This is a genomic window from Paraburkholderia ginsengisoli NBRC 100965 (genome assembly GCF_000739735.1).
Classification (GTDB): Bacteria; Pseudomonadota; Gammaproteobacteria; order Burkholderiales; family Burkholderiaceae; genus Paraburkholderia; species Paraburkholderia ginsengisoli.
This window is the reverse complement of the sequence record NZ_BBJF01000003.1, coordinates 608913-631560: the sequence shown is the minus strand read 5'-3', so window position 1 is coordinate 631560 and position 22648 is coordinate 608913. Positions and strand designations below refer to the sequence as shown.

19 protein-coding genes and 1 tRNA gene are annotated in these 22648 nt (G+C 64.7%); 12 read left to right on the top strand and 8 right to left on the bottom strand.

Annotated features, from left to right (window positions below; all coding sequences use genetic code 11):
• Positions 1–27: 27 nt before the first annotated feature.
• Positions 28–1698 carry a 2,3-epoxybenzoyl-CoA dihydrolase gene (gene boxC, locus BGI01S_RS03910; protein WP_042322413.1) on the bottom strand — a complete coding sequence of 557 codons (1671 nt, stop codon included), beginning with the start codon at positions 1696–1698 and terminating at the stop codon, positions 28–30.
• Positions 1699–1816: 118 nt separating this feature from the next.
• Positions 1817–2800 (bottom strand): helix-turn-helix transcriptional regulator, encoded by a 984-nt coding sequence (locus BGI01S_RS03905; RefSeq protein WP_042322412.1) that lies wholly within the window; start codon positions 2798–2800, stop codon positions 1817–1819.
• Between the two features lie 201 nt (positions 2801–3001).
• On the opposite strand from BGI01S_RS03905, the gene BGI01S_RS03900 reads away from it, so the two are divergent.
• The 6 genes from BGI01S_RS03900 to BGI01S_RS03875 all read left to right on the top strand — a co-directional run bounded on the left by BGI01S_RS03900 (position 3002) and on the right by BGI01S_RS03875 (position 10292).
• The gene (locus BGI01S_RS03900; RefSeq protein ID WP_042322410.1) at positions 3002–3469 is read left to right on the top strand and encodes a DUF4863 family protein; all 468 of its coding nucleotides are present in this window, start codon (positions 3002–3004) and stop codon (positions 3467–3469) included.
• 7 nt (positions 3470–3476) lie between these two features.
• Positions 3477–5072, top strand: a complete 1596-nt coding sequence (locus BGI01S_RS03895) for a 3,4-dehydroadipyl-CoA semialdehyde dehydrogenase (RefSeq protein WP_042322409.1) — start codon at positions 3477–3479, stop codon at positions 5070–5072.
• Between the two features lie 78 nt (positions 5073–5150).
• The gene (locus BGI01S_RS03890; protein WP_042322407.1) at positions 5151–6749 is read left to right on the top strand and encodes a benzoate-CoA ligase family protein; all 1599 of its coding nucleotides are present in this window, start codon (positions 5151–5153) and stop codon (positions 6747–6749) included.
• An 8-nt stretch (positions 6750–6757) separates the two neighbouring features.
• The gene (locus tag BGI01S_RS03885) at positions 6758–7609 is read left to right on the top strand and encodes an alpha/beta fold hydrolase (protein ID WP_042322405.1); all 852 of its coding nucleotides are present in this window, start codon (positions 6758–6760) and stop codon (positions 7607–7609) included.
• Between the two features lie 131 nt (positions 7610–7740).
• Entirely contained in the window at positions 7741–8088 is a 348-nt protein-coding gene (locus BGI01S_RS03880) for a hypothetical protein (RefSeq protein WP_042322403.1), read from the top strand.
• Positions 8089–8168: 80 nt separating this feature from the next.
• Complete coding sequence (locus BGI01S_RS03875; RefSeq protein WP_042322401.1) at positions 8169–10292, top strand: phosphocholine-specific phospholipase C; 2124 nt, start codon at positions 8169–8171, stop codon at positions 10290–10292.
• 30 nt (positions 10293–10322) lie between these two features.
• On the opposite strand, the gene BGI01S_RS03870 is transcribed toward BGI01S_RS03875, so the two are convergent.
• Complete coding sequence (locus BGI01S_RS03870; RefSeq protein WP_042322400.1) at positions 10323–10703, bottom strand: DUF5594 family protein; 381 nt, start codon at positions 10701–10703, stop codon at positions 10323–10325.
• Between the two features lie 342 nt (positions 10704–11045).
• On the opposite strand from BGI01S_RS03870, the gene BGI01S_RS03860 reads away from it, so the two are divergent.
• A complete protein-coding gene (locus BGI01S_RS03860; RefSeq protein WP_042322395.1) occupies positions 11046–11456 on the top strand; it encodes a DUF2000 domain-containing protein in 411 nt (136 codons plus the stop codon).
• Between the two features lie 47 nt (positions 11457–11503).
• On the opposite strand, the gene BGI01S_RS03855 is transcribed toward BGI01S_RS03860, so the two are convergent.
• The 3 genes from BGI01S_RS03855 to BGI01S_RS03845 all read right to left on the bottom strand — a co-directional run bounded on the left by BGI01S_RS03855 (position 11504) and on the right by BGI01S_RS03845 (position 14727).
• Positions 11504–12028: an Lrp/AsnC family transcriptional regulator gene (locus BGI01S_RS03855; protein WP_042322393.1), complete on the bottom strand. Its 525-nt coding sequence runs from the start codon at positions 12026–12028 to the stop codon at positions 11504–11506.
• Between the two features lie 6 nt (positions 12029–12034).
• Positions 12035–13696, bottom strand: coding sequence for an acyl-CoA synthetase (locus BGI01S_RS03850; protein WP_042322391.1), 1662 nt, complete (start codon positions 13694–13696; stop codon positions 12035–12037).
• An 86-nt stretch (positions 13697–13782) separates the two neighbouring features.
• Positions 13783–14727: an SDR family oxidoreductase gene (locus tag BGI01S_RS03845; RefSeq protein ID WP_042322390.1), complete on the bottom strand. Its 945-nt coding sequence runs from the start codon at positions 14725–14727 to the stop codon at positions 13783–13785.
• Positions 14728–14907: 180 nt separating this feature from the next.
• On the opposite strand from BGI01S_RS03845, the gene BGI01S_RS03840 reads away from it, so the two are divergent.
• Together BGI01S_RS03840 and BGI01S_RS03835 are read left to right on the top strand one after the other, a co-directional pair.
• Positions 14908–15612, top strand: a complete 705-nt coding sequence (locus tag BGI01S_RS03840; protein ID WP_042322388.1) for a TetR/AcrR family transcriptional regulator — start codon at positions 14908–14910, stop codon at positions 15610–15612.
• A 242-nt stretch (positions 15613–15854) separates the two neighbouring features.
• Positions 15855–16721 (top strand): hypothetical protein, encoded by an 867-nt coding sequence (locus tag BGI01S_RS03835; RefSeq protein ID WP_042322386.1) that lies wholly within the window; start codon positions 15855–15857, stop codon positions 16719–16721.
• Between the two features lie 87 nt (positions 16722–16808).
• On the opposite strand, the gene BGI01S_RS03830 is transcribed toward BGI01S_RS03835, so the two are convergent.
• Positions 16809–17717: a LysR family transcriptional regulator gene (locus tag BGI01S_RS03830; RefSeq protein WP_042322383.1), complete on the bottom strand. Its 909-nt coding sequence runs from the start codon at positions 17715–17717 to the stop codon at positions 16809–16811.
• A gap of 198 nt (positions 17718–17915) precedes the next feature.
• On the opposite strand from BGI01S_RS03830, the gene BGI01S_RS03825 reads away from it, so the two are divergent.
• From BGI01S_RS03825 to BGI01S_RS03815, 3 genes are read left to right on the top strand one after another with little or no spacing between them, the layout of a single operon-like run.
• The gene (locus BGI01S_RS03825; protein WP_042322380.1) at positions 17916–20042 is read left to right on the top strand and encodes a 3-hydroxyacyl-CoA dehydrogenase NAD-binding domain-containing protein; all 2127 of its coding nucleotides are present in this window, start codon (positions 17916–17918) and stop codon (positions 20040–20042) included.
• A 33-nt stretch (positions 20043–20075) separates the two neighbouring features.
• Positions 20076–21284, top strand: coding sequence for an acyl-CoA dehydrogenase family protein (locus BGI01S_RS03820; protein ID WP_042322377.1), 1209 nt, complete (start codon positions 20076–20078; stop codon positions 21282–21284).
• Between the two features lie 12 nt (positions 21285–21296).
• Positions 21297–22448 carry an acyl-CoA dehydrogenase family protein gene (locus tag BGI01S_RS03815; RefSeq protein WP_042322376.1) on the top strand — a complete coding sequence of 384 codons (1152 nt, stop codon included), beginning with the start codon at positions 21297–21299 and terminating at the stop codon, positions 22446–22448.
• A gap of 116 nt (positions 22449–22564) precedes the next feature.
• Here BGI01S_RS03815 and BGI01S_RS03810 read toward each other — a convergent pair.
• A tRNA-Pro gene (locus BGI01S_RS03810) sits at positions 22565–22641 on the bottom strand.
• Positions 22642–22648: the final 7 nt, after the last annotated feature.

Sequence of the window (22648 nt, the reverse complement as noted above, 5' to 3'; positions counted from 1 at the left end):
GCACTCATGCGCACGTCCAGGCGGATATCACACGCGCGAGACGTCGAATTGCGCCTTGCTGCCCTTGCCGTACACCTTGAGCGCACCCTTCTCGCCCACCGCGTTCGGCCTGTTGAAAATCCAGTTCTGCCACGCGGTAAGACGCCCGAAGATGCGGGTCTCCATTGTCTCCGGGCCGTTGAAGCGCAGATTCGCTTCGAGACCCGTCAATGCATCCGGCGACATCGCCGCACGTTCTTCGAGCGCGATGCGGATTTCGTCGGCCCAGTCGATATCGTCCGGCGATGCGGTGACGAGACCGAGGCGCTCGGCTTCCACCGGCTTGACCGGCTGGCCGATCCGCGAGCGCACCGCGTCGAGCGGCTCGGCCTCTTCGTAGAAGCGCCGCGCGAGCCGCGATTGGTGCGTGACCAGCGGATAAAGACCGAAGTTGACTTCCGACAGCGTGATAGCCGGCTCTTCTTCCTCATTGCCCGGCAACGCGGCCATGTACGTGCGGTCGGCGGCGAATGCGAGTTCCGCGAAGGTGCCGGCAAAGCACGAACCCGGTTCGATCAGTGCGAACAGCGAGCGTGACGACACATCGATGCGCGCGAGCGTCCGGCGCAGCAGCCCGATCGTCTCGCGTACGAACCAGTGGTCCCTGTGCTGCATCAGCGTGGCGTCGGCGGCGAGCAGGTTGCGCGCGTCGCCTTCAGTCTTGAAGATCCAGGTGCCGACGTCGAGTTCGTTGGTGCGCATCGACAGGATCGCGTCGTCGAGTTCGCGCGCGAATTGCAGCGGCCACCAGTCGACGCCCGCGGCGACGATCGCGTCGATGCTCGAAGGCGGTTCGGTTTGGGGCGCGCGAGCCGTGAACGTCGCGATGCGCTTCGCGCGATCGATCGTGACGTCGAGTGTTTTATAGGTCAGGCCGTCTTCGCGATCCGTGCGTTCGATCCGCGTGAGCACAACGCCTTGCGCGTCGTCCGGGCGGTCGCTTTGCGCCGCGAGTTCGAGCGCGCGCGACTGGATTGCCTGATCGAACTGGTTCGGCTTCACGACTTCATCGACGAGACGCCATGCTTTCGCGCGTTCGCCGCGCACGCCTTCGACCACCGTGCAGAAGATGTCGGCGCGGTCGTGGCGCACCTTGCGTTTGTCGGTGACGCGCGTGAGGCCGCCGGTACCCGGCAGCACGCCCAACAGCGGCACTTCCGGTAACGACACCGACGACGAGCGGTCGTCGATCAGATAGATCTCGTCGCAGGCCAGCGCGAGTTCGTAGCCGCCGCCGGCGCACGCGCCGTTCACCGCGGCGAGAAACTTCAGGCCCGAGTGACGCGACGAGTCTTCGAGACCGTTGCGCGTTTCGTTCGTGAACTTGCAGAAGTTGACCTTCCACGCGTGCGTCGACAGCCCCAGCATGAAGATGTTGGCACCCGAGCAGAACACGCGGTCCTTCAGGCTCGTCAGCACCACGGTTTTGACTTCGGGATGTTCGAAGCGGATGCGCTGTATGGCGTCGTGCAGTTCGATGTCGACGCCGAGGTCGTAGGAATTCAGCTTCAGCTTGTAGCCGTCGCGGATGCCACCGTCTTCCGCGATATCGATGCCGAGCGTCGCGACCGGGCCGTCGCAGCTCAGCTTCCAGTGCTTGTACTGCGAAGGATCGGTGCGGTAGTCGACCGGCGCGAGGGCGGTTTCTGCTGCGGACATGGGGGCGTCTCCTGACTGGACGATGCAAAATCGTTTTTTGAACAATAGTGCACTGCCATACCCGTGTAAAGCACTTTAATGCATGTTTGCTAGTAAACCCTGACCTGCCCGCTGCCTGTCAGCTCAACCGGGCGTCATCCGGCGATTCCGCGGCGAGCCGCGCGGCGAGGCGGTCGCGCAATTGCAGATAAGCGTCCGCGAGCGTTTTCTCGCTGGTGTCGAAGGTCATGTCGGCACGGCCGTACAGTTCGCCGCGACCTGCGAGGATGCGCTTCAGGTCGTCCATCGCTTCCCTGTTGCCTGACATCGGCCGCAAATCGCCTTGCGCGACGACCCGGCGCATATGCTCTTCCGGCGTGGCTTGCAGCCACACGGTGAAGCAGTGCGATAGCAGCGCGTTGAAGGTACCCGCCTCCGACACCAGCCCGCCCGGCGACGCAATCACCGCGCGCTCATGCTCGTGGATCACGGCCTCCAGCGCGCGATGCTCGTAGCGCCGGTAAGCACTTGCTCCGTACAACGAATGAATCTCCGATGGCGGGCAGCCGGCCAGTTGCTCGATCACGCGCGTCAACTCGACGAACGGCACCTTGCGTTCCTGCGCGAGCATCCGCCCGAGCGTCGATTTGCCGGCCCCGCGCAGCCCGATTAGCGCGATCCGGTCCTTGCGATGCGGGTCGCGTGGCGCCTGCGCGAACATCTCGGCGAGCGCCACGCGCGCCCGCTGCAACGCCGCCTGATCGCGGCCGTGCAGCAGCTCGCGGATCAGCAGCCACTCGGCGGACGCGGTGGTTTCGTCGCCGATCACTTCGGCGAGCGGACAGTTCAACGCGGCCGCAAGTTGCCGCAAGACCAGCACCGACGCATTGCCGACACCCGACTCCAGATTCGCCAGGTGCCGTTCCGACAAACCGGTTTCGGTGGCGAGCGTTTTGCGGGTCATGCCGCGGCGCGCGCGCAGCAGCCGCACACGCTCGCCCATTGCCGTGAGGAACGGATCGCGCTCCTCGCGCTCGGCGCCGCGCTCAGTGCGTTCGGCGGGGCTGGCGTCGTCGGCGGCGGCGGCCTCGTCCAATGGCGCAGGAGAGTACTTTTGATTCATGTTTAATCACCTCTGGACTGCGATATATGTACTATAGTGCTTGACACGCACCAGGTGAACGGTTAATTTTCGCCAAATATTGATCCAATAACAAACGCTGTCGAATTGATTCGGCAGCGTCACGGAGACGGCGCGGCAACACGCATGCATTAAGGTGCCTCCAGGCGCCTTCCTTGTGTGAACGCGCCATCTGGAGGTCGCATGTCCCCACATGAATTCCAGCGCCTGATTGCGGGCGTCACCGCGCAACTCGCCGGCCGGCCGCTCGACGGCCAACTCGCCGCGTGGCTGAACGACACCTGCCCCGCCGACGGCGCGACCTTCCGCGATCTCGCGAACGCGTGCCGGACTGGCGTCGCCGAAGGCTGGCTGTGCAACCGCGAAGGCGCCGGCATCCGCTATGGCCGCATCTTCAAGCCCTTGCCCGAGACCCACGGCTTTTCCGTCGACGTGGTCGACATGCGCGACATTGCCGGTCCGCATCACGTTCACCCGCATGGCGAGATCGATCTGATCATGCCGCTCACCGAGGGCGCGACGTTCGACGGCCACCCGGCCGGCTGGTGCGTGTATGGCCCCGGCTCCGCGCATCGCCCGACCGTCACGAATGGTCAGGCATTGGTGCTGTATCTGCTGCCGCAAGGCGCGATCGAATTCACTCCCGCCTGAGCACATCATGACCGAACTCCTGAAGAATCATGTGGCCGGCCAGTGGATCGCCGGCAGAGGCGCGGGCACGACGCTCACCGATCCGGTGACCGGCGTTGCGCTCGTGCGTGTGTCAAGCGCGGGCCTCGACCTCGCGCACGCGTTCGGCTTCGCTCGCGATCAGGGCGGCGCCGCATTGCGCGCGTTGACCTATGCGCAGCGGGCCGCCCGCCTCGCCGACATCGTCAAGCTGCTGCAGGCGAAGCGCGACGACTACTACGCGATCGCCACCGCGAACTCCGGCACCACGCGCAACGACTCGGCCGTCGATATCGACGGCGGCATTTTTACTTTGTCGTACTACGCAAAACTCGGCGCGTCGCTCGGCGACGTGCACGCGCTGCGCGACGGCGACAGCGTCGCGTTGAGCAAGGATCGATCGTTCAGCGTGCAGCACGTGCTGACACCGACGCGCGGCGTCGCGCTCTTCATCAACGCGTTCAACTTTCCGGCGTGGGGACTGTGGGAGAAAGCGGCGCCCGCGCTGTTGTCCGGCGTGCCGGTCATCGTCAAGCCCGCCACGGCCACCGCGTGGCTCACGCAGCGCATGATCGCCGATGTGGTCGACGCGGGCCTGCTGCCGCCCGGTGCGCTCTCCGTGATTTGCGGCGGCTCGGCGGGTCTGCTCGATCAGATTCGCGCCTTCGACGTGGTGTCGTTCACCGGCTCGGCGGACACCGCCGCGACGCTGCGCGAGCATCCCGCTTTCGTGCAGCACGGCGCTCGTCTGAACGTCGAAGCCGACAGTCTGAACAGCGCGATCCTGTGCGCTGATGCAAAGCCCGACACGGCCGCCTTCGATCTGTTCATCAAGGAGGTGGTGCGGGAAATGACAGTGAAGTCCGGGCAAAAATGCACGGCGATCCGGCGTGCGTTCGTGCCGGAAGACGCGCTCGAAACGGTGCTCGATGCACTCAAAGCGAAGCTCGCGAAGATCAGCGTCGGCAACCCCCGCAACGACGACGTGCGGATGGGCTCGCTCGTGAGCCGCGAGCAATACGAGAACGTGCTCGCGGGCATCGCCGCATTGCGCGAGGAAGCGGTGCTCGCCTACGACGGCTCGGCCGCGCCCCTGATCGACGCGGACCCGGCGATTGCGGCATGCGTCGCGCCGCATCTGTTCGTGGTCAACGATCCGGACAGCGCGACGCTGCTGCACGACGTCGAAGTGTTCGGCCCCGTAGCCGCGGTTGCACCCTATCGCGTCGCCGCCCACGGCAGCGGCTTGCCGGAGGCGCATGCGGTTGAGTTGGCGCGACGCGGCCAGGGTTCGCTCGTCGCGTCGATCTATTCGAACGACGATGCGCATCTCGGCCGGCTGGCGCTCGAACTCGCCGACTCGCACGGCCGCGTGCATGCGATCTCGCCATCGGTTCAGCAAAGTCAGACCGGCCACGGCAACGTGATGCCGATGTCGCTGCATGGTGGCCCCGGCCGCGCGGGCGGTGGCGAAGAACTCGGCGGCTTGCGTGCGTTGGCGTTCTATCACCGGCGCAGTGCGATCCAGGCGCCGGCCGCGGCTATCGACACGCTCACGCAAACGACTCACTCGCCCACGCCCTAGCGGCACGCGACGAATTGCACGCATCGCGCGGATCAAGAGCACACAACGGCCGGACCGCCCCACAGACGGAGGAGACACATGGAAGCCCTGCTGGAAACAGCCGCAAGTCAGTCCGCGCCGGTCGCGCCGCCGCCCGCGCTGTTCAACTTCGCCACCCACCTGTTTCGGTTGAATGAAGCGCGGGCCAACAAGATCGCCTACGTCGACGATGCGGGCACCACCACCTACGGCGAGCTCGAAGACCGCGCGCGACGCTTCGCGAGTGCATTGCGCACGCTCGGCGTGCATCCCGAAGAGCGTGTGCTGCTCGTGATGCTCGACACCGTGGCGCTGCCGGTCGTTTTTCTCGGCGCGCTGTACGCGGGCGTCGTGCCGGTGATCGCGAACACGCTGCTCACTCCCGCCGACTACGTGTACATGCTCACGCATAGCCACGCGCGCGCGGTGATCGTAACGGGTGCGTTGCTGCCGAACGTCACGCACGCGTTGGGTCAACTGAATAGCGCTGAACAAGACGGTTGCCAGTTGATCGTTTCACAGCCGCTCGACGGCGACCCCGTAGCCGCGCCGCGGCTCGACGAGCTGATCGACGCCGCCGCGCCCGCCGTCAAGGGCTGTGCGAGCGGTTGCGACGACATCGCGTTCTGGCTGTATTCGTCGGGCTCGACCGGCAAGCCGAAGGGCACCGTCCACACACACGCGAATCTGTACTGGACCGCCGAGCTGTATGCGAAGGCCGTGTTGGGGATCGCCGAGAGCGACGTGGTGTTTTCCGCCGCCAAGCTGTTCTTCGCGTACGGTCTCGGCAACGCGCTGACCTTCCCGCTGTCGGTCGGCGCCACTGCCGTGCTGATGGCCGAGCGCCCGACCGCCGACGCGATTTTCGCGCGCCTCGTGCGGCATCGCCCGACCGTTTTCTACGGCGTCCCCACGCTGTACGCGAGCATGCTCGTGTCGCCCAATCTGCCCGCGCGTGACGCTGTCGCGATGCGCGTCTGCACGTCGGCGGGCGAGGCATTGCCGCGTGAGATCGGCGAGCGCTTCACCGCACATTTCGGCGCCGAGATTCTCGACGGCATCGGTTCGACCGAGATGCTGCACATCTTCCTGTCGAATCGCGCGGGCGCGGTCGAATATGGCACGACCGGCCGTCCGGTGCCAGGCTACGAAGTCGAGTTGCGCGACGAAGCCGGTCGCCTCGTGCCCGATGGCGAGATCGGCGATCTGTATATCAAGGGGCCGAGCGCCGCGTTGATGTACTGGAGCAATCGCGAGAAAACGCGCGCGACGTTTCTCGGCGAATGGATTCGCAGCGGCGACAAGTACTGCCGTTTGCCGAATGGCTGCTATGTCTATGCGGGCCGCAGCGACGACATGCTGAAGGTCAGCGGCCAGTATGTGTCGCCGGTCGAAGTGGAGATGGTGCTCGTGCAGCACGCTGCGGTGCTCGAAGCGGCGGTGGTCGGCGTCGATCACGGCGGCCTCGTTAAGACCCGCGCGTTCGTCGTGCTGAAGCGCGAGTTCGCGCCGTCTGAGATACTCGCGGAGGAGTTGAAGGCCTTCGTCAAGGAGCGGCTCGCGCCGCATAAATATCCGCGCGATATCGTGTTCGCCGACGATCTGCCGAAAACCGCCACCGGCAAGATTCAACGCTTCAAACTGCGCGAACAGTCATAAGGTGATCCATGCAGAATCCCGCTCTCGTTGCCGCCGCGACCACTAATACGGGCCGCCATTTCGCTGAATTGCCCGCTACCGCATCGCATGGGCCGTTGCGCATCGAATATCGCTGGGTCAACGAGACGGCGGCCGACGCGCCGATCGCCGTGTTCCTGCACGAAGGGCTCGGCTCGGTTGCGATGTGGCGCGACTGGCCGCAAACATTGTGCGAACGGCTCGGCGTGCGTGGGCTGGTTTATTCGCGGCCAGGCTACGGACAGTCGACGCCGCGTGCGCACAACGTGAAATGGCCCGTCGATTTCATGACCGCCCAGGCACGCGATGTTCTCCCCGCGCTACTCGACGCGCTCGACATCGATATGCGCGAACGCCAGCGGATGTGGGTGATGGGCCATAGCGACGGCGGCTCGATTGCGCTGCTGTACGCGGCGTTTTATCCCGATGCGCTGGCGGGCGCGGTGGTCATCGCACCGCACGTGTTTGTCGAAGACATTTCGGTGCAGAGCATCGCGCAGACGAAGCGGCTCTACGAGTCCACCGACCTGCGAGACAAGCTCGGCCGCTATCACGCCGATGTCGAATCCGCGTTCTATGGCTGGAATGATGTCTGGTTGAATCCGGCGTTCAAGCAGTGGTCCATCGTGGCGGAACTCGCGTCGATTCGCCGGCCGCTGCTCGCGGTGCAGGGGCGTGATGACAACTACGGCACGATGGCGCAGATCGATACGATCGCGGATCGCGTACCGCACGCGCGGCTCGTCAAGCTCGATGCTTGCGGACATTCGCCGCATCGGGATGCGCCGGAGAGGTTGAATGAGGCGATTGGCGCTTTCGTTCTGGGGAGTGGTGACTCCTAGCAGCAAGCGGTGAGCCGCCGCATCTCACCGCCCCTTCACAAAAATTACACAGGTAAGCGATTATGCTGCCGCATCGCTGACCTCGGCACACCGATGCCCTGGCGCCCCTTCCCCGTGCCGGAGACATTCCCATGTCCGCTGTGTCCACGCTCACGCTCATTCCTGCTTCGCGGCGCAAACGTTTGACGAGTGCGTTGATTGCCACGTCGCTCTGCACGCTGCTCGGCGCATGCGGTAACGATAGCAACGACGACACAGCCGGCACGAGCACGCTGAGCTCGATCGCCAGTCCCGCGGAAAACAGCAACGGCAACACATCCGCGCGCGCGATCCTGCCGGCAGACCCAGCGTCAACCTCGCCCGCACCCGCCGCGCTCACGATTCAAACCCCACCGCTGCCCACCTCCGACGCCGGCGCCACGCTGTCCGCCGCCGCGCCGACGCCGCTCGCCCCACCCGTCATCCACACTGTGGATTGAGTTCCGCGCGCCCACGACGCGCGGCTTCGGCTCGCGCGCTGCGGGTATCGTTCGTCAACCGAAGATCGAAAGCCAACACCATGACTTCAAAAAATCGCCGTGATTTTCTGCGCTCCGCCGCGCAAGCCGCCGGTTCAGCCACCGCATTGAGCATGTTGCCGCTGGGCATCCGCAACGCGCTCGCGATTCCAGCGAATAACCGCACCGGTTCGATCCGCGACGTCGAACATATCGTCGTGCTGATGCAGGAAAACCGTTCGTTCGACCATTACTTCGGCACGCTCAAAGGCGTGCGCGGTTTCGGCGACACCCGTGCCATCGATCTGCCGAACGGCAAGCCCGTGTGGTATCAACCGCTCGCGGCGGACCCCGCCAATACCGGCTACGTGTTGCCGTTCCGACCCACCGCGCCGAACCTGGGTCTGCAATTCCTGCAGGATCTCGCGCACGACTGGGGCAGCACGCATGCCGCGTGCAACGGCGGGCTCAACAACCAGTGGGTGCCCGCCAAAAGCGCGACCACGATGGCCTACCTGACACGCGACGACATCCCGTTTCACTATCAACTTGCCGATGCGTTCACGATCTGCGACGCGTATCACTGCTCGCTGATGGGCCCGACCGACCCGAACCGCTATTACATGTGGAGCGGCTGGGTCGGCAACGACGGCAGCGGCGGCGGCCCCGTGATCGACAATTCCGAACTCGGCTACGGCTGGTCCACCTATCCGGAAGTGCTGCAGAACGCGGGCATTTCGTGGAAGATCTATCAGGACGCCGGCACCGGCCTCGACGCCAACGGTTCGTGGGGCTGGACGCAGAACCCGTACATCGGCAACTACGGCGACAACTCGCTGCTCTACTTCAATCAGTACCGCAACGCGCAGCCCGGCAACCCGCTCTACGACAACGCGCGCACCGGCACCAATGCGGCGAAAGGCGACGGCTACTTCGACATCCTCAAGCGCGACGTGCAGAACAACGCGCTGCCGCAAGTCTCCTGGATCGTCGCGCCCGAAGCGTATTCGGAGCATCCGAACTGGCCGTCGAATTACGGCGCGTGGTACATCGATCAGGTGCTGCAGATTCTCACGTCGAATCCCGAGGTGTGGAGCAAGACCGTGCTGCTGATCAACTACGACGAGAACGACGGCTTCTTCGATCACATCGCGCCGCCGTTCGCGCCTTCGTCGAACGCCAACGGTTTGTCGACTGTGGACACCACGCACGAAATCTATCCGGGCGATGCGAAGACCGCCGCGGCGCCGTACGGACTCGGACCGCGCGTGCCGATGCTGGTGGTGTCGCCGTGGTCGAAAGGCGGCTACGTGTGCTCGGAACTGTTCGACCACACGTCAGTGATCCGCTTCATCGAAAAGCGCTTCGGCCAGCAGCACAATCTCGGCGAATCGAACATCACGCCGTGGCGCCGCGCGGTGTGCGGCGATCTGACATCGGCATTCAACTTCGACAATCCGAACACCGCCCTGCCGACGCTGCCGGGCACGAGCGCCTATGTGCCCGCCGATCAGAACCGTCACCCGGATTACGTACCGCTGCCGCCGGCCGTGCAGGCCGTGCCGCAGCAGGAGCCCGGCGTGCGCCCGGCGCGCGCATTGCCGTACGAACTGTTCGTGCGCCTACACAGCGATGCGTCGGCCGGCAAGCTGACGATGCGCTTCGTCAACACGGGACGCACCGGCGCGGTGTTTCTCGTGTATGCCGCGCTCAGCGCCGACGCGCCGCGCAGCTATACCGTCGAAGCGGGCAAGCGCCTGCAGGACCTGTTGCCGTTGAATGCGGACGGCAGCTACGACTTCACGGTGCACGGCCCGAACGGTTTTCTGCGCCGCTTCGCGGGCAAGGCGGCCGCACGCGGCGGGTGGTGGCACGGCTCGGAGGTCGCGCGTCCTGAAGTCGCCGAGGGTTACGACGTGTCGAACGGCAATCTGCAACTGCGGCTGGAGAACGTGGGCAGCGCGCGTTGCCAGTTCACGATCGTCAACGCGTACGACGCGAACCACGTCATCAAACATTCGGTGCGCGGCGGCGATACCGAACAGCTCTACCTCGATCTGCGCAACGCGCACGGCTGGTACGACCTGGCGATAACGGTCGATACCGACGCGACGTTCGTGCGGCGCTTCGCCGGACACGTGGAGACGGGCAAGAGCAGCATGAGCGATCCGGCGCTGGGGGGCTGAGCGTCACGCACAACACGCCGCGCGCGCCGCTCACGATTCGAAGTCGAGCCCGCCGATCAACGCCACCGGCTCACCCTGCGTGTGCGACAGAAAATCCAGTTCGCGCGCGTGGGTCCACGCGCTCAGCTTGCGCGGCAGCGCGGCGAGATAGTTGGCGAAGCGCGTCGGTCCTTGCGCGTCCATCAGTCTTTCGATCTCGTCGCTGTCCCACGTCAGGTACAGATTCAACGGATGCGCGTAGTGGCCGAGATCCGCGAGCGGCGCCGCATGAATCCGCACGCGCGTGGGGTGCCGAGGGCCGCCGTACGGCAGCACTTCGGTATGCACGGTCGTGGCGAAACAGGCGGCGATTGCCTCGGCGATGCGAGGCGCGAACTCTTCGTCGAAACGGGCGGCACTCTCCGGACGCATCTATGTCTCCGATCGCTTGCATACGCATTAAGCGAAGCATCGTAGCATGCGAGCGGCGCACCGCCGGATCGGCTTTGGCTCTGGCTTCCGCGTCGCTCGCCACGCGCTTCGTCCGCATGCGAGCGGCGATGGACGCGCGGCCGGGCCAGGTTGCATCGCAGCACGCGGCTTCGATGAAGCGGACCTACGCCTAACCCCATTAGGCAAAAACCGACAAGGACGCGACGCAAACGCGCGTTCGCCGAAGCCCATTCGTTTTTACCGCGCGCCCATCCCTACGCGCGCCGAATTTCCATAAGATTCGACTGGTGAAACCCTTTCGAACATGGAGCGTAGTGCGTGATGGAATTCGATACGAAAGTCGCGATCATCGTGCTGGACGATCTCGCCGTCTGGCAAAAACTCAATGTGACCGCGTTTCTCGCCACGGGCATCGCGGGCGCGGCGCCGGAGGCACTCGGCGAGCCATATGAGGACGCAGCCGGGCGCCATCACGCGCGCCTGCTCGGTCAGCCGATGATGGTGTATCAGGCCGATAACGCGGGTTTGCTGCGTGCGTTCCGGCAAGGCATCGAACGCGAGTTGACGCGCGCGGTGTATGTGCGCGCGATGTTCTCGACCGGCCACGACGCAGCGAATCGCGAGGCGTTTCGCGCGGAGCCCGCCGACACGCCCGATCTCGTCGGACTCGCGGTGCGCGGGCCGAGGAAAGCGGTCGACAAGGCGGTCAAGGGTCTTGCGCTGCATGCGTGAGCGACACGCTCGCGCCGTCGCGCGGCGTGCCAAGGACGCGCGGCTCGCTACAGGTCAGGGCTCGGTCCGCGTTCCAGATACGTGGTCAGCGCGATATAACTGCGCGTGCCGGTGAAGCCCTCTATCGCGTGAATGCGCGCGAGCAGTTGTTCGAGCGACTGCGTGTCGCGCGTGCGTACTTTCAGCAGCATCGCGCTCTCGCCCGTCACAGTGTGAATCTCCTCGACGTCCGATAGTTCTTCGAGCGCAAGCAATTGCCGCGTGACCGCCCAACTCGTCGTATCGACGTGCACGAACGCGAGTAACGGCCGATCCAGTTTGGCCGCATCGAGTGCGGCGACGGTGCCTTTGATCACGCCTTCTTTCTTCAAACGCCTCGCGCGCTCGTGGACCGCGGGCGCCGACAGAAACAGCAGCTTGCCGAGTTCCGCGTAAGTGCGGGTGGCGTCTTCGGCGAGCAGCGCGAGCAACTTGCGGTCGGTGTCGTCGAGTGCGGCGGCGGTTGTCCTCGGGCCTGACGTCCTGAGCGTTCTCGCGGTTCGGGTCGAGGATTTGCGTAAGTCTTGAGTCATCGATATTCAGGTTTTAGCGGCGGGATCGTCCGCGTCCTGCGTTAGTCCCGCACGCAGTGCCTTGCGGATCACCTTGCCGGTCGCGGTCATCGGCAGGCTTTCGACGAAGCGGATCTCGCGCGGATATTCATGCGCGGCGAGGCGCGTTTTGACATGCTGCTGAATCTCGCGCACTAGCGCCGCGTCGCCGATAAAGCCAGGCTTCAGCACCACGAACGCCATCACGATCTCGGTGCGCTCGCGATCCGGTGCGCCGATCACGGCCGCCATCGAAACCGCCGGATGGCGCAGCAGTGAATCTTCGATCGACGCGGGTCCGATCCGGTAGCCCGCGCTCGTGATCACGTCGTCGCCACGGCCGACGAAACGGATGAAGCCGTCCGCGTCGCGCGTGCCGAGGTCGCCGGTCAGCAGAAACTTGCCGCGAAACTTCTCTCGCGTCGCGGGCTCGTTACGCCAGTAGCCGAGGAACATCACCGGATCGGGCGCGGCCACCGCGATATCGCCGATGGCGCCCGGCGGCAGTTCGTTGCCGTGCGCATCGACGATCGCGACGTGGTGCCCCGGCACCGCGCGGCCAATCGCGCCGAAGCGCGGTTCGAACAGCGCCGCGCACGACGACACCACGACGTTGCACTCGGTCTGCCCATAGAACTCGTTGATCGTCACGCCGAGCGCCTGGCGGCCCCAGCCGATCAATTCCTCGCCAAGCGATTCGCCGCCGCTCGCCACCGAACGCAGCGCGAGGCTCCAACGCTCAGGCCGCTCGACGCCGCGCATCATCTTCAACGCGGTCGGCGGCAGAAACGTATGCGAAACCGCATGACGCGCCATCAGATCGAACGCGGCCTCGCCGTCGAATTTCGCAAAACGACGCGCAAGCACCGCGACGCCGTGATGCCACGACGGCAGCAGCACGTCGAACAGTCCGCCGATCCACGCCCAGTCGGCGGGCGTCCACATCAGCGTCGCGTTCGCGGGAAAGCCCTGCTGCGAAATCTCGACGCCCGGCAAGTGGCCGAGCAGCACACGGTGCCCGTGCAACGCGCCCTTCGGTTTGCCGGTCGTGCCCGACGTGTAGATGATGACCGCGGGATCGTCGGCAGCGGTGTCGAGCGGCGTGAAGTCAGCGGACGCGTTTTTCAGAGCCTGCCAGAACGAACGCACGGGCGCGCGCGGGTCCGCGTGATCCTCGTCGATATCGACGCTGAAAACGCTGCGCAAATCCGGCAACGCCGCGCGGATTTCCTCGACTTTCTGCACGCCCGCGTGATCGGTGATCAACGCCACCGCGCCGCTGTCGCCGAGGCGATGTTCGATCGCGTCGACGCCGAACAGCGCAAACAGCGGCACGGCCACCATGCCCGCCTTGTACGCGGCGAGATGCGCGATGGCCGTTTCGATCGATTGCGACAGGAAGATGCCGATGCGGTCGCCGCGTTGCGCGCCACTCGACTGCAATGCGTTCGCGAAGCGGTCGGACAGGCTCTTCAGTTCGTCGAACGTGTAGCGCGTGGCGTGGCCGTCGGGGTCTTCATAAATCAGCGCGAGACGGCCCGAGCCGTCGGCCCATTTATCGCAGACATCAACACCCATGTTGTAGCGCGCCGGAATACGCCAGGCGAAATTCGCCGCTAGCGAGTCGTAGGTCTGGCCTTCGAGGTTCATCGTGTCTCCTTCGTGTCGCCTGGGGGCGCCGTCGCGTCGCTGTCCGTTTGCTCTCGGTGCGTGGCGGGATGTCGTCGCTTGCCCGCCTACGTCGCGGCCTTCGGCGCAGCCTCGTCCCGCAAACCGGCTGGCGGTTGATAGCGCGGAAAACCGTTGTATTCGATCGTACGCTCCGCGTCGGGCAACGGCCACGAATGTCGCGCGTTCGGCACGCCGCCATCGACGCGGATCACCGTACCATTGATGAACGCCGACGCCTCGGAGAGCAGGAACACGGCGGCGCTGGCGAGTTCGGATTCGGTGCCGAAGCGTTGCAGTGGGACCTTGTGCTTCAGCGTGCGCAGTAGGGCCTGGTAGTCTTCGTGATAGCTGTCCATGCCGGCGGACGCGATCCAGCCCGGCGCGACCGCGTTGACCCGGACGCCCGCGTGACCCCACTCGCACGCGGCGGTCTCCGTGAAGTTCCAGACGCCCGCGCGCGCTGCGCCCGAGTGGCCCATGCCGGGCATGCCGCCCCAGATGTCGGCGAGCATGTTGACGATCGTGCCGCCGTGATGCTGCATCCATTGCGTGTAGCACTCGCGGGACATCAGGAAAGTGCCGTGCAGATTGTTGCGCACGACCGCGTCCCACCCGTTCAACGAAATGTTTTCCAGCCTGGCTGGAAACTGACCACCGGCACAATTGAAAAGACCGTCGACGCGGCCCAGCTCCGTGATGATCGATGCAATCGTTTCGCAGACCTGCTGCTCGTTGCGGATGTCGCATGAGTAGATTCGATGGCCGCCGGCGACTTGCTCATGGTCCGCGGCCAACTCCGCCTGCACGGCTCTCAGCTTGTCTTCGCTGCGGCCGATCAGCGCCAGCCTCGCCCCTAACGACGCGAGTTCGTGCGCCGTGCACCGGCCCAGCCCGCTGCCCGCACCGGTGACGACGATCACCTGGCCGTCGAAGAGGCCCTCCCGAAAGACCGAGCGGTAGCCCTTCGACGAAGTGGGCGGCGATGAGGTGTGTTGCGAAGCGGTAGGCATGTGGGGTGTCTCCATCACTTGCTTGCTGCGGCTTTGAAAAAATTGAGTGTAACTCAAGTTATGAGTGAACCAATATAGCAACGTAATTTGCAAACGCTATTTTCGCGAATGGTTACTGGAACAGAGATTGAGCTAAACTCAATTTATCCGCCCTTTCCATCCGCCGCAGCCATTGTCTCGATGACCACATCCTCCGTCTCCCGCCGCGTGCCCGTGCAGGCGCGCTCCGAGCAGCGTCTCAAGGCAATCCTTGAAACGGCCCGGCTCGTGTTTTCCGAAGTCGGCTACGCTTGCGCCACCATGACGGAAATCGCGCGGCGCGTCGGCGTCTCCGAGGCGACGATCTTCACTTACTTCGCGAGCAAACGCGATCTGTGCGTGCGCGTGCTCGTCACCTGGTATGACGAGATCATCGCGCAGGTCGAAAACGAATTGCCGCTGATCGCCGGTACGCGCAGCAAATTCACGTACCTGGTGCGCACGCATCTGTACCGGTTGACCGTCGACGGCACTGGACTGTGCGCGCTGATTCTCTCCGAAGGACGCGAGAAGGACGACAAGTTCGGCGACGTGATCGTCGAATTGCAGCGCCGCTATACCGCGCCGATGATGAGCGTGCTCGCCGAAGGCGTCGCGAATGGCGACGTGCGTGCCGACATGCCGCTCGGCCTGTTGCGCTCCGCCGTCTACGGGCCGATGGAACACGTGCTATGGGACGCCGTGCGCAAAGAGAAAGCCGTCGATATCGAAGCCACCGCCGCGTCGCTTGCCGGCCTGCTGTGGCAAGGTCTCGTGCCGCCGGATACGCGGCGCGCCGCGCTCCAGCAACTGCGCGGCGATATCGTCGGCGCGGTGAAGCGCTTCGAGGCGGCGGTGTCGAAATAGCGCCGCGGCGTCGCCTGGGAGACCGTCGCATTTCTCGCGCAGCGCGTGCCGAGCGCTGTCCGATTTCCTGCAAGACGCCAGCCACCTCAGCGTTTTGCGCCAACTCGTGTGTGATTACGGCCTTTTATGCGTGACGGCCAATCTGTTCGCCTAGTATCCGGGGAAGTAGCTGTGCCAGGAGCGGCACTCGCTCGTCGCGCACGGCGCCAATCTCATCTTCAGCGGTTACTCCCGGATACCTTATGAGTAAAGCAAGGTTTGCGTCGTTCTGGCATGGTCCCGAACTCTCGCCCTATGAGGTGGCGTGCCTGAATTCATTCACGGCTTTCGGTAGCGAAGTGGCGCTGTACAGTTACGAGCCGATCCGGAATCTGCCCACCGGCGTGGCCGCGAAAGACGCCAGCGCGATTCTGCCGCCCGACGCGCTGAACGACTTCCCGATTCATGGCGTGCCGTCGATCGCGCATTTCACCGATTACTTCCGCTTCGTGATGTTCACGAAGACCGACGAGATATGGATCGACACCGACATGTTGCTGCTGCGCGATTTCGATCTCAACGCGCCGCCCAATCTGATCGGCAGGGAGAGCGGCACCAGCATCTGTAATGCGCTGCTGCGCCTCGATCCCGACGACGCGCGTCTGCACGACGTGATCCAACGGGTCGAGGCGATGAAAAAGACCAACCTCAGCTGGGGCGACACCGGCCCGCGTCTGTTGACGGCGATCTACGGCATGAAGGCTGGTCTGCCCGAAAGCCTGTTCTACCCGGTGCATTTCGACGACTACTACAAGGTATTTCTGCCGAAGTACCTGGACGAATGCTCGGCGCTTTGCACGGACTCCTACGCACTGCATCTCTGGAACAATCGCGTCGTCAAGATGGGGCTCTTCAAACGGATCGGGCCGCCCGCCGGTTCGTTCCTGCATCAGGTGTTCGCGCGAACCGGCGCGAACAGCCTGTTCCGCGAGTTCTACCCAACCAGCGTGATGCAGACGATGATCGACAACACCGTGCAGAAGGTCGGACTCGACGAAGGCGTGCGCAAGCTGTTGCAGATCGGTGTCCCGATGGTGAGGACGGCGATCGGGCGCAGACTCGGCGTGTGAGCGACAAGCGGCGCACGCGCTGCGCGAAAACTCGTCGCGTGCCTGTTGGCCATTCGCAGTGCCGCGCGTCCAACGACGCGCCCATTCTCACGCCGCCACGCCGCGCCCACTTCCCTGCGCCTGCTGCAAAACGAATTCGATAAAAGTCGCGGCCGCGCGCGTGTGATGCCGGTTCGGCATATACAGCATGTACATGTGTGTGCCGAAGATGCTCAGGCGCCATTCATCGAGCGCGGTCACGACGTCGCCGCGCTTCAGGTCGTCCTGCACCACATAGTCGGGCACGAGCCCTACGCCCAGCCCCGCGAGCACCGCCTGCCGCAGAAACAGAAAGTTTTCGGAGATGATCGCCGGCTCCAGCAGCACTTCGTGCCGCTCGTCGCGCAGATAGGCGGCGACGCGTAACTGCCGGCCGACCACGGCCGCCGTGATCAGCGGCGCGGTGCGCAGATCGTCGAGTCTCGCGGGCATCCCATGCGTCTGCGCAAAAGCCGGCGATGCACACGCGACGTAACTCACCGGTCCCATGTCGCGCGCCACCAGGTTTTGCGGCGGCTCCGACATCACCCGCACCGCGATGTCGACTTCGTCGCGCATCAGGTCCTCGACGCGGTTTTCGAACATCACATCCAGCACGATGCCGGGATACAGCCGCTTGAACGCGATCAGCCAGTCCGACATCACGAGTTGACCGTAGCCGCTCGGCACGCTGAGCCGCACACGCCCCTGCAGGCTCTGGCCGAGCGTTGCGACCGACTCGCGCGCCGCGAGCAGCGCGTTCTGGATCGTGCGGCCGTGCTCGTAAAGCTGCAGACCGATTTCGGTCGCCTCGACCCGGCGCGTGGTGCGTCGAACCAGTTGCAGCCCGATCGAACGCTCCAGTTGATTCAGGTGGTAGCTCACGTTCGCGCGGCTCATCTTAAGCCGGCGCGCGGCTTCGCTCAGATTGCCGGCATCAAGGATGTCGACGAGCAAAGTCAGGGAATTGACGTCCATCGCCGCGCCTTTGTCAAAATAACCTTGACAGTCTGTCAATCGCCCATGGAATTGTCAACAAACCTTGACCGCTTCACAATCAGGACACTTCGCCAGACCCGGCTTGTCCGGCCTGCCGCCAGAACAGTGAGCCATCAACTTGCATGGGGCCGGAAAGGCGCTGAAGCGCCACCCCCGGCCGACCCAGGAGACGACACCATGACCCTCACCCCTTCGGCCGACGCCGCCACTGTCACGCGCGAACTGCGCGGCAAGGTGCTGCTCGTCACCCTCGACCATCCGCCGGTCAACGCGCTGTCCGCCGACGTGCGGCGCGGCCTGCTCGCCGCTATCGAAGCCGCCGACGCCGACAAGGCCGTCGAAGCCGTGCTCATCGTCGGCGCGGGGCGCAATTTCATCGCCGGAGCGGATATTCGCGAATTCGGCAAACCACCGGCGCCGCCGTCGCTGCCGGACGTGTGCAACCGCATCGAGGCGTGCACGAAGCCGGTCGTCGCCGCGATTCATGGCGCGGCGCTCGGCGGCGGTCTGGAAGTGGCGCTCGCCGCGCACTACCGGCTCGCGGTCGACGGCGCGAAACTCGGGTTGCCCGAGGTGCAACTCGGGCTGCTGCCGGGCGCGGGCGGCACGCAGCGCACGCCGCGTCTGATCGGTGCGGCCGCCGCGCTCGATCTGATCCTCAGCGGCCGGCACGCCGGCGCGAAGGAGGCGTTGGCGCTGGGTCTGGTCGACCGGCTCGGCAACAGCGGCGATGTCCTCGCGGAAGGGCTCGCGTACACGCACGAACTGCTGGCCGCGCACGCGCCGGTGCGCCGCACGCGCGACGCCGCAGCGCTCGCCGATCGCGCCGCGGGTCTTGCCGCCGTCGCGACGGCGCGCGCGGACACCACGAAGAAGTCGCGCGGCCTGTTCTCGCCGCTGAAAATCGTCGAGGCCGTAGAAGCCGCGACCGAACAGCCTTTCGACGACGGCCTGCGACTCGAACGCAAACTGTTCCTGCAATGTATCGACAGCCCGCAGCGTGCCGGCCTGATTCACGCGTTCTTTGCCGAGCGCGAGGTGCTGAAGGCGCCCGAGACGCGCAACGCGAAACCGCGCGCGCTCAACAGCATCGGTGTGGTGGGCGGCGGCACGATGGGCGCGGGCATCGCGGTCGCGGTGCTCGACGCGGGGCTGCCGGTGACGATGGTCGAACGCGACGACGGGTCGCTTGCACGTGGGCGCGCGCACATCGAAAAGGTCTACGATGGACTGATTGCCAAAGGCCGGTTGAGCGCGGAAAAGAAAGCCGAGATCATGACGCGCTGGAACGGCAGCACGTCGTACGACGCGCTCGCTCAAGCAGACCTCGTGATCGAAGCCGTGTTCGAAGACCTCGCGGTGAAGAAGGCCGTGTTCGCCGAACTGGATCGCGTCTGCAAAGCCGGTGCGGTGCTCGCGACCAACACGTCGTATCTCGACATCGACGCGATTGCCGCCAGCATCTCGCGTCCCGCCGACGTGATCGGCCTGCACTTCTTCTCGCCCGCCAACATCATGAAGCTGCTCGAAGTGGTCGTGCCGAAGCAGGTCAGCGCGGACGTGGTCGCCACCGCGTTCGAACTCGCGAAGAAGCTGCGCAAGACGCCGGTGCGCGCGGGCGTGTGCGACGGCTTCATTGGCAACCGCGTGCTCGCTGTGTATCGCAGCGCCGCCGACGCGATGATGGAAGACGGCGCGTCGCCCTACCAGATCGACGCGGCGGTGCGGGCCTTCGGTTTTCCGATGGGTCCGTTCCAGGTGGTCGACCTCGCGGGCGGCGACATCGGCTGGGCCACGCGCAAGCGACGCGCGGCCACCCGCAACCCCGCCGCGCGCTACGTGCAGATCGCCGACCGCCTGTGCGAACGCGGCTGGTTCGGCCAGAAGACTGGACGCGGATTTTATCTGTACCCCGAAGGATCGCGCAGTGGCACGCCCGATCCGGAAGTCGAAGCGATCATCGACGCCGAACGCGAGCGCGCCGGCATCACGCCGCGCACTTTCACCGACGAGGAGATCGTGCGCCGCTACATGGCTGCGATGATCAACGAAGGCGCGAACGTCGTGCACGAAGGCATCGCGCTGCGGCCGCTGGATGTCGATGTGACCTTCCTGTATGGCTATGGATTTCCGCGTTATCGCGGCGGTCCGATGAAATACGCGGACAGGGTCGGCCTGCCAAAAATTCTCGCCGACATCCGCGAGTTCGCGAAAGAAGACCCGCTGTTCTGGCAAGCGTCGCCGTTGCTGATCGACCTCGTGGAACGCGGCGCCGATTTCGCGAGCCTGAATCAGACCGCCTGACACGACCTCTCAATCTCTACGGAATAACCCGCTATGGATCTGAACTTCACCCCTGACGAGGAAGCCTTCCGCGCCGACGTGCAGGCTTTCCTGCGCGACCGGCTTCCACGAAGACTCGCGGACAAGGTGCACGGCGGGCGCCGCCTCACGCGCGACGACATGGCCGAATGGCACGCGATTCTGCATGCGCAAGGCTGGCTGGCGAATCACTGGCCGAAGGAGTACAGCGGTCCCGGCTGGAACGCGGTGCAGAAGTTCATCTTCGAAAACGAATGCGCGCTGGCCGGCGCGCCGCGCGTGGTGCCGTTCGGCGTCAACATGCTCGGGCCGGTGCTGATCAAATACGGCAGCGAATCGCAGAAGCGGTATTGGCTGCCGCGTATTCTCGACGGCTCCGACTGGTGGTGTCAGGGCTACTCGGAGCCGGGCGCGGGCTCCGATCTGGCGTCAGTGAAAACGACTGCCGTGCGCGGTTCGGATGCGCAAGGCGAGCATTACATCGTCAATGGCCAGAAGACGTGGACCACGCTCGGCCACTACGCGAACATGATCTTCTGCCTCGTGCGCACCGCGACCGACGTGCGCAAGCAGGAAGGCATCAGCTTCCTGCTGATCGACATGAATACACCGGGCGTCGACGTGCGCCCGATCATCACGCTCGACGGCGAGCACGAAGTCAACGAAGTGTTCTTCACCGACGTGCGTGTGCCGGTGGCGAATCTCGTCGGCGAAGAGAACAAGGGCTGGACCTACGCGAAGTATCTGCTCACGTATGAGCGCACGAATATCGCGGGCGTCGGTTTTTCTGTGGCCGCGTTCAACCGGCTGCGCAAGATTGCCGCGAAGCAACTGCGCAACGGCAAGCCGCTGGCGCGGGACCCCGCGTTCGCGGCGCGCATGGCGCGCGTCGAGATCGACCTGGAGAACATGAAGACCACCAACCTGCGCGTGATCGCGGCAGTGGCGGGCGGTGGCGTGCCGGGCGCCGAGAGTTCGATGCTGAAGATTCGCGGCACCGAGATTCGCCAGGAAATCTCGTCGCTGACGCGCCGCGCGATGGGCGCGTATGCACAGCCGTTCGTCGAGGAAGCGCTGCACGACGGTTTCGATGACCTACCGGTCGGCCCCGATGAAGCCGCGAGCGCCGCTTCGCTTTACTTCAACAATCGCAAGCTGTCGATCTTCGGCGGCTCGAACGAAATCCAGAAAAACATCATTTCCAAAATGATCCTGGGACTGTAAGAGGCGCACGTCATGAATTTCCAGCACACCGAAGACCGCCGCATGCTGGCGGATACGCTGAACCGGTTTGTCAGCGAGCAATACGGCTTCGAGACGCGCGATCGGATCGCGCGCTCGGACCAAGGTTTTAGCACGGAACTGTGGGGGCGCTTTGCGGAGCTTGGCATTATCGGCGCATTGTTCGATGAAGCGCACGGCGGGTTCGGCGGCGGCGGTTTCGATATCGCCGTCGTGTTCGAGAGCCTCGGCCGTGGTCTCGTGGTCGAGCCGTTTCTCGATGCGCTGATCGTCGGGCGGGCCATTGCTCGCAGCGGCAACGATACGCAGCAAGCCGCGCTCAGTGAGTTAATCGATGGGTCGCGGATCGTCGCACTGGCGCATGGAGAACCGGATTCGCACTACGAACTCGCGCGTGTGACGACGCGTGCGCAACGTGGCAATGGCGACAGTGACAGCGGCAACGCCGCGTGGCAACTGAACGGCGCGAAAGCGGTTGTCCAGCATGGCGAGCATGCTTCCGTGTTTCTCGTGTCGGCGCGCACGAGCGGCGCCGACGACGCGGAAGAAGGCCTCACCCTCTTTCTCGTGCCTCGCGACGCAGCGGGCGTGAACGTGCGCGGCTATCGGAAGATCGACGGCGGACGCGCGGCCGAAGTCACGTTCGACAACGTCGCGCTCGGCGATGATGCCGTGCTCGGCGTCGCGGGCGAAGGCTTCGCGACGCTCGAATATGCGATTGGCTGCGGCGTGCTCGCGTTGTGTGCGGAAGCGGTCGGCGCGATGGATGTCGCGAAAGATCACACGCTCGAGTATCTGCGCACGCGCAAGCAGTTCGGCGTGCCGATCGGCAGCTTCCAGGCTTTGCAGCATCGGATGGCCGATCTGCTGCTTGAAATCGAACAGGCGCGCTCAGCGGTGATCAATGCGGCCGCGGCGCTCGATGGCGAGCGGCGGGTGCGTGAGCGGGCAGTATCGGCGGCGAAGTACAGCATCGGCAGGATCGGCGCGCTGGTTGCGGAGGAATGTATTCAGCTGCATGGCGGAATCGGCATGACGTGGGAACTGCCGCTCGCTCACTATGCGAAGCGCCTTGTAATGATCGATCATCAGCTTGGGGATGAGGATCATCATCTGGAGAGGTTCGTGGCGCTGGGGGCTGGGTGAAGACCGCTTGAGGATCTGTGAAGGCCGCGCGTGGTATGCGCGGCTTTGCCAGCGATTTGCTAGCGACGAAAACGAAAAAGGCCTCACAAGCATTGCTTGTGAGGCCTTGATTTCTTTGGTCGGGGCGAGAGGATTTGAACCTCCGACCACCTGCACCCCATGCAGGTACGCTACCAGGCTGCGCTACGCCCCGAACAGCA

What these genes read in the sequence shown, in the direction of transcription:
- boxC (WP_042322413.1), bottom strand. Translation starts at nt 1,698, where the DNA reads ATGTCCGCAGCAGAAACCGCCCTCGCGCCGGTCGACTACCGCACCGAT.
- BGI01S_RS03905 (WP_042322412.1), bottom strand. Translation starts at nt 2,800, where the DNA reads ATGAATCAAAAGTACTCTCCTGCGCCATTGGACGAGGCCGCCGCCGCC.
- BGI01S_RS03900 (WP_042322410.1), top strand. Translation starts at nt 3,002, where the DNA reads ATGTCCCCACATGAATTCCAGCGCCTGATTGCGGGCGTCACCGCGCAA.
- BGI01S_RS03895 (WP_042322409.1), top strand. Translation starts at nt 3,477, where the DNA reads ATGACCGAACTCCTGAAGAATCATGTGGCCGGCCAGTGGATCGCCGGC.
- BGI01S_RS03890 (WP_042322407.1), top strand. Translation starts at nt 5,151, where the DNA reads ATGGAAGCCCTGCTGGAAACAGCCGCAAGTCAGTCCGCGCCGGTCGCG.
- BGI01S_RS03885 (WP_042322405.1), top strand. Translation starts at nt 6,758, where the DNA reads ATGCAGAATCCCGCTCTCGTTGCCGCCGCGACCACTAATACGGGCCGC.
- BGI01S_RS03880 (WP_042322403.1), top strand. Translation starts at nt 7,741, where the DNA reads ATGTCCGCTGTGTCCACGCTCACGCTCATTCCTGCTTCGCGGCGCAAA.
- BGI01S_RS03875 (WP_042322401.1), top strand. Translation starts at nt 8,169, where the DNA reads ATGACTTCAAAAAATCGCCGTGATTTTCTGCGCTCCGCCGCGCAAGCC.
- BGI01S_RS03870 (WP_042322400.1), bottom strand. Translation starts at nt 10,703, where the DNA reads ATGCGTCCGGAGAGTGCCGCCCGTTTCGACGAAGAGTTCGCGCCTCGC.
- BGI01S_RS03860 (WP_042322395.1), top strand. Translation starts at nt 11,046, where the DNA reads ATGGAATTCGATACGAAAGTCGCGATCATCGTGCTGGACGATCTCGCC.
- BGI01S_RS03855 (WP_042322393.1), bottom strand. Translation starts at nt 12,028, where the DNA reads ATGACTCAAGACTTACGCAAATCCTCGACCCGAACCGCGAGAACGCTC.
- BGI01S_RS03850 (WP_042322391.1), bottom strand. Translation starts at nt 13,696, where the DNA reads ATGAACCTCGAAGGCCAGACCTACGACTCGCTAGCGGCGAATTTCGCC.
- BGI01S_RS03845 (WP_042322390.1), bottom strand. Translation starts at nt 14,727, where the DNA reads ATGCCTACCGCTTCGCAACACACCTCATCGCCGCCCACTTCGTCGAAG.
- BGI01S_RS03840 (WP_042322388.1), top strand. Translation starts at nt 14,908, where the DNA reads ATGACCACATCCTCCGTCTCCCGCCGCGTGCCCGTGCAGGCGCGCTCC.
- BGI01S_RS03835 (WP_042322386.1), top strand. Translation starts at nt 15,855, where the DNA reads ATGAGTAAAGCAAGGTTTGCGTCGTTCTGGCATGGTCCCGAACTCTCG.
- BGI01S_RS03830 (WP_042322383.1), bottom strand. Translation starts at nt 17,717, where the DNA reads ATGGACGTCAATTCCCTGACTTTGCTCGTCGACATCCTTGATGCCGGC.
- BGI01S_RS03825 (WP_042322380.1), top strand. Translation starts at nt 17,916, where the DNA reads ATGACCCTCACCCCTTCGGCCGACGCCGCCACTGTCACGCGCGAACTG.
- BGI01S_RS03820 (WP_042322377.1), top strand. Translation starts at nt 20,076, where the DNA reads ATGGATCTGAACTTCACCCCTGACGAGGAAGCCTTCCGCGCCGACGTG.
- BGI01S_RS03815 (WP_042322376.1), top strand. Translation starts at nt 21,297, where the DNA reads ATGAATTTCCAGCACACCGAAGACCGCCGCATGCTGGCGGATACGCTG.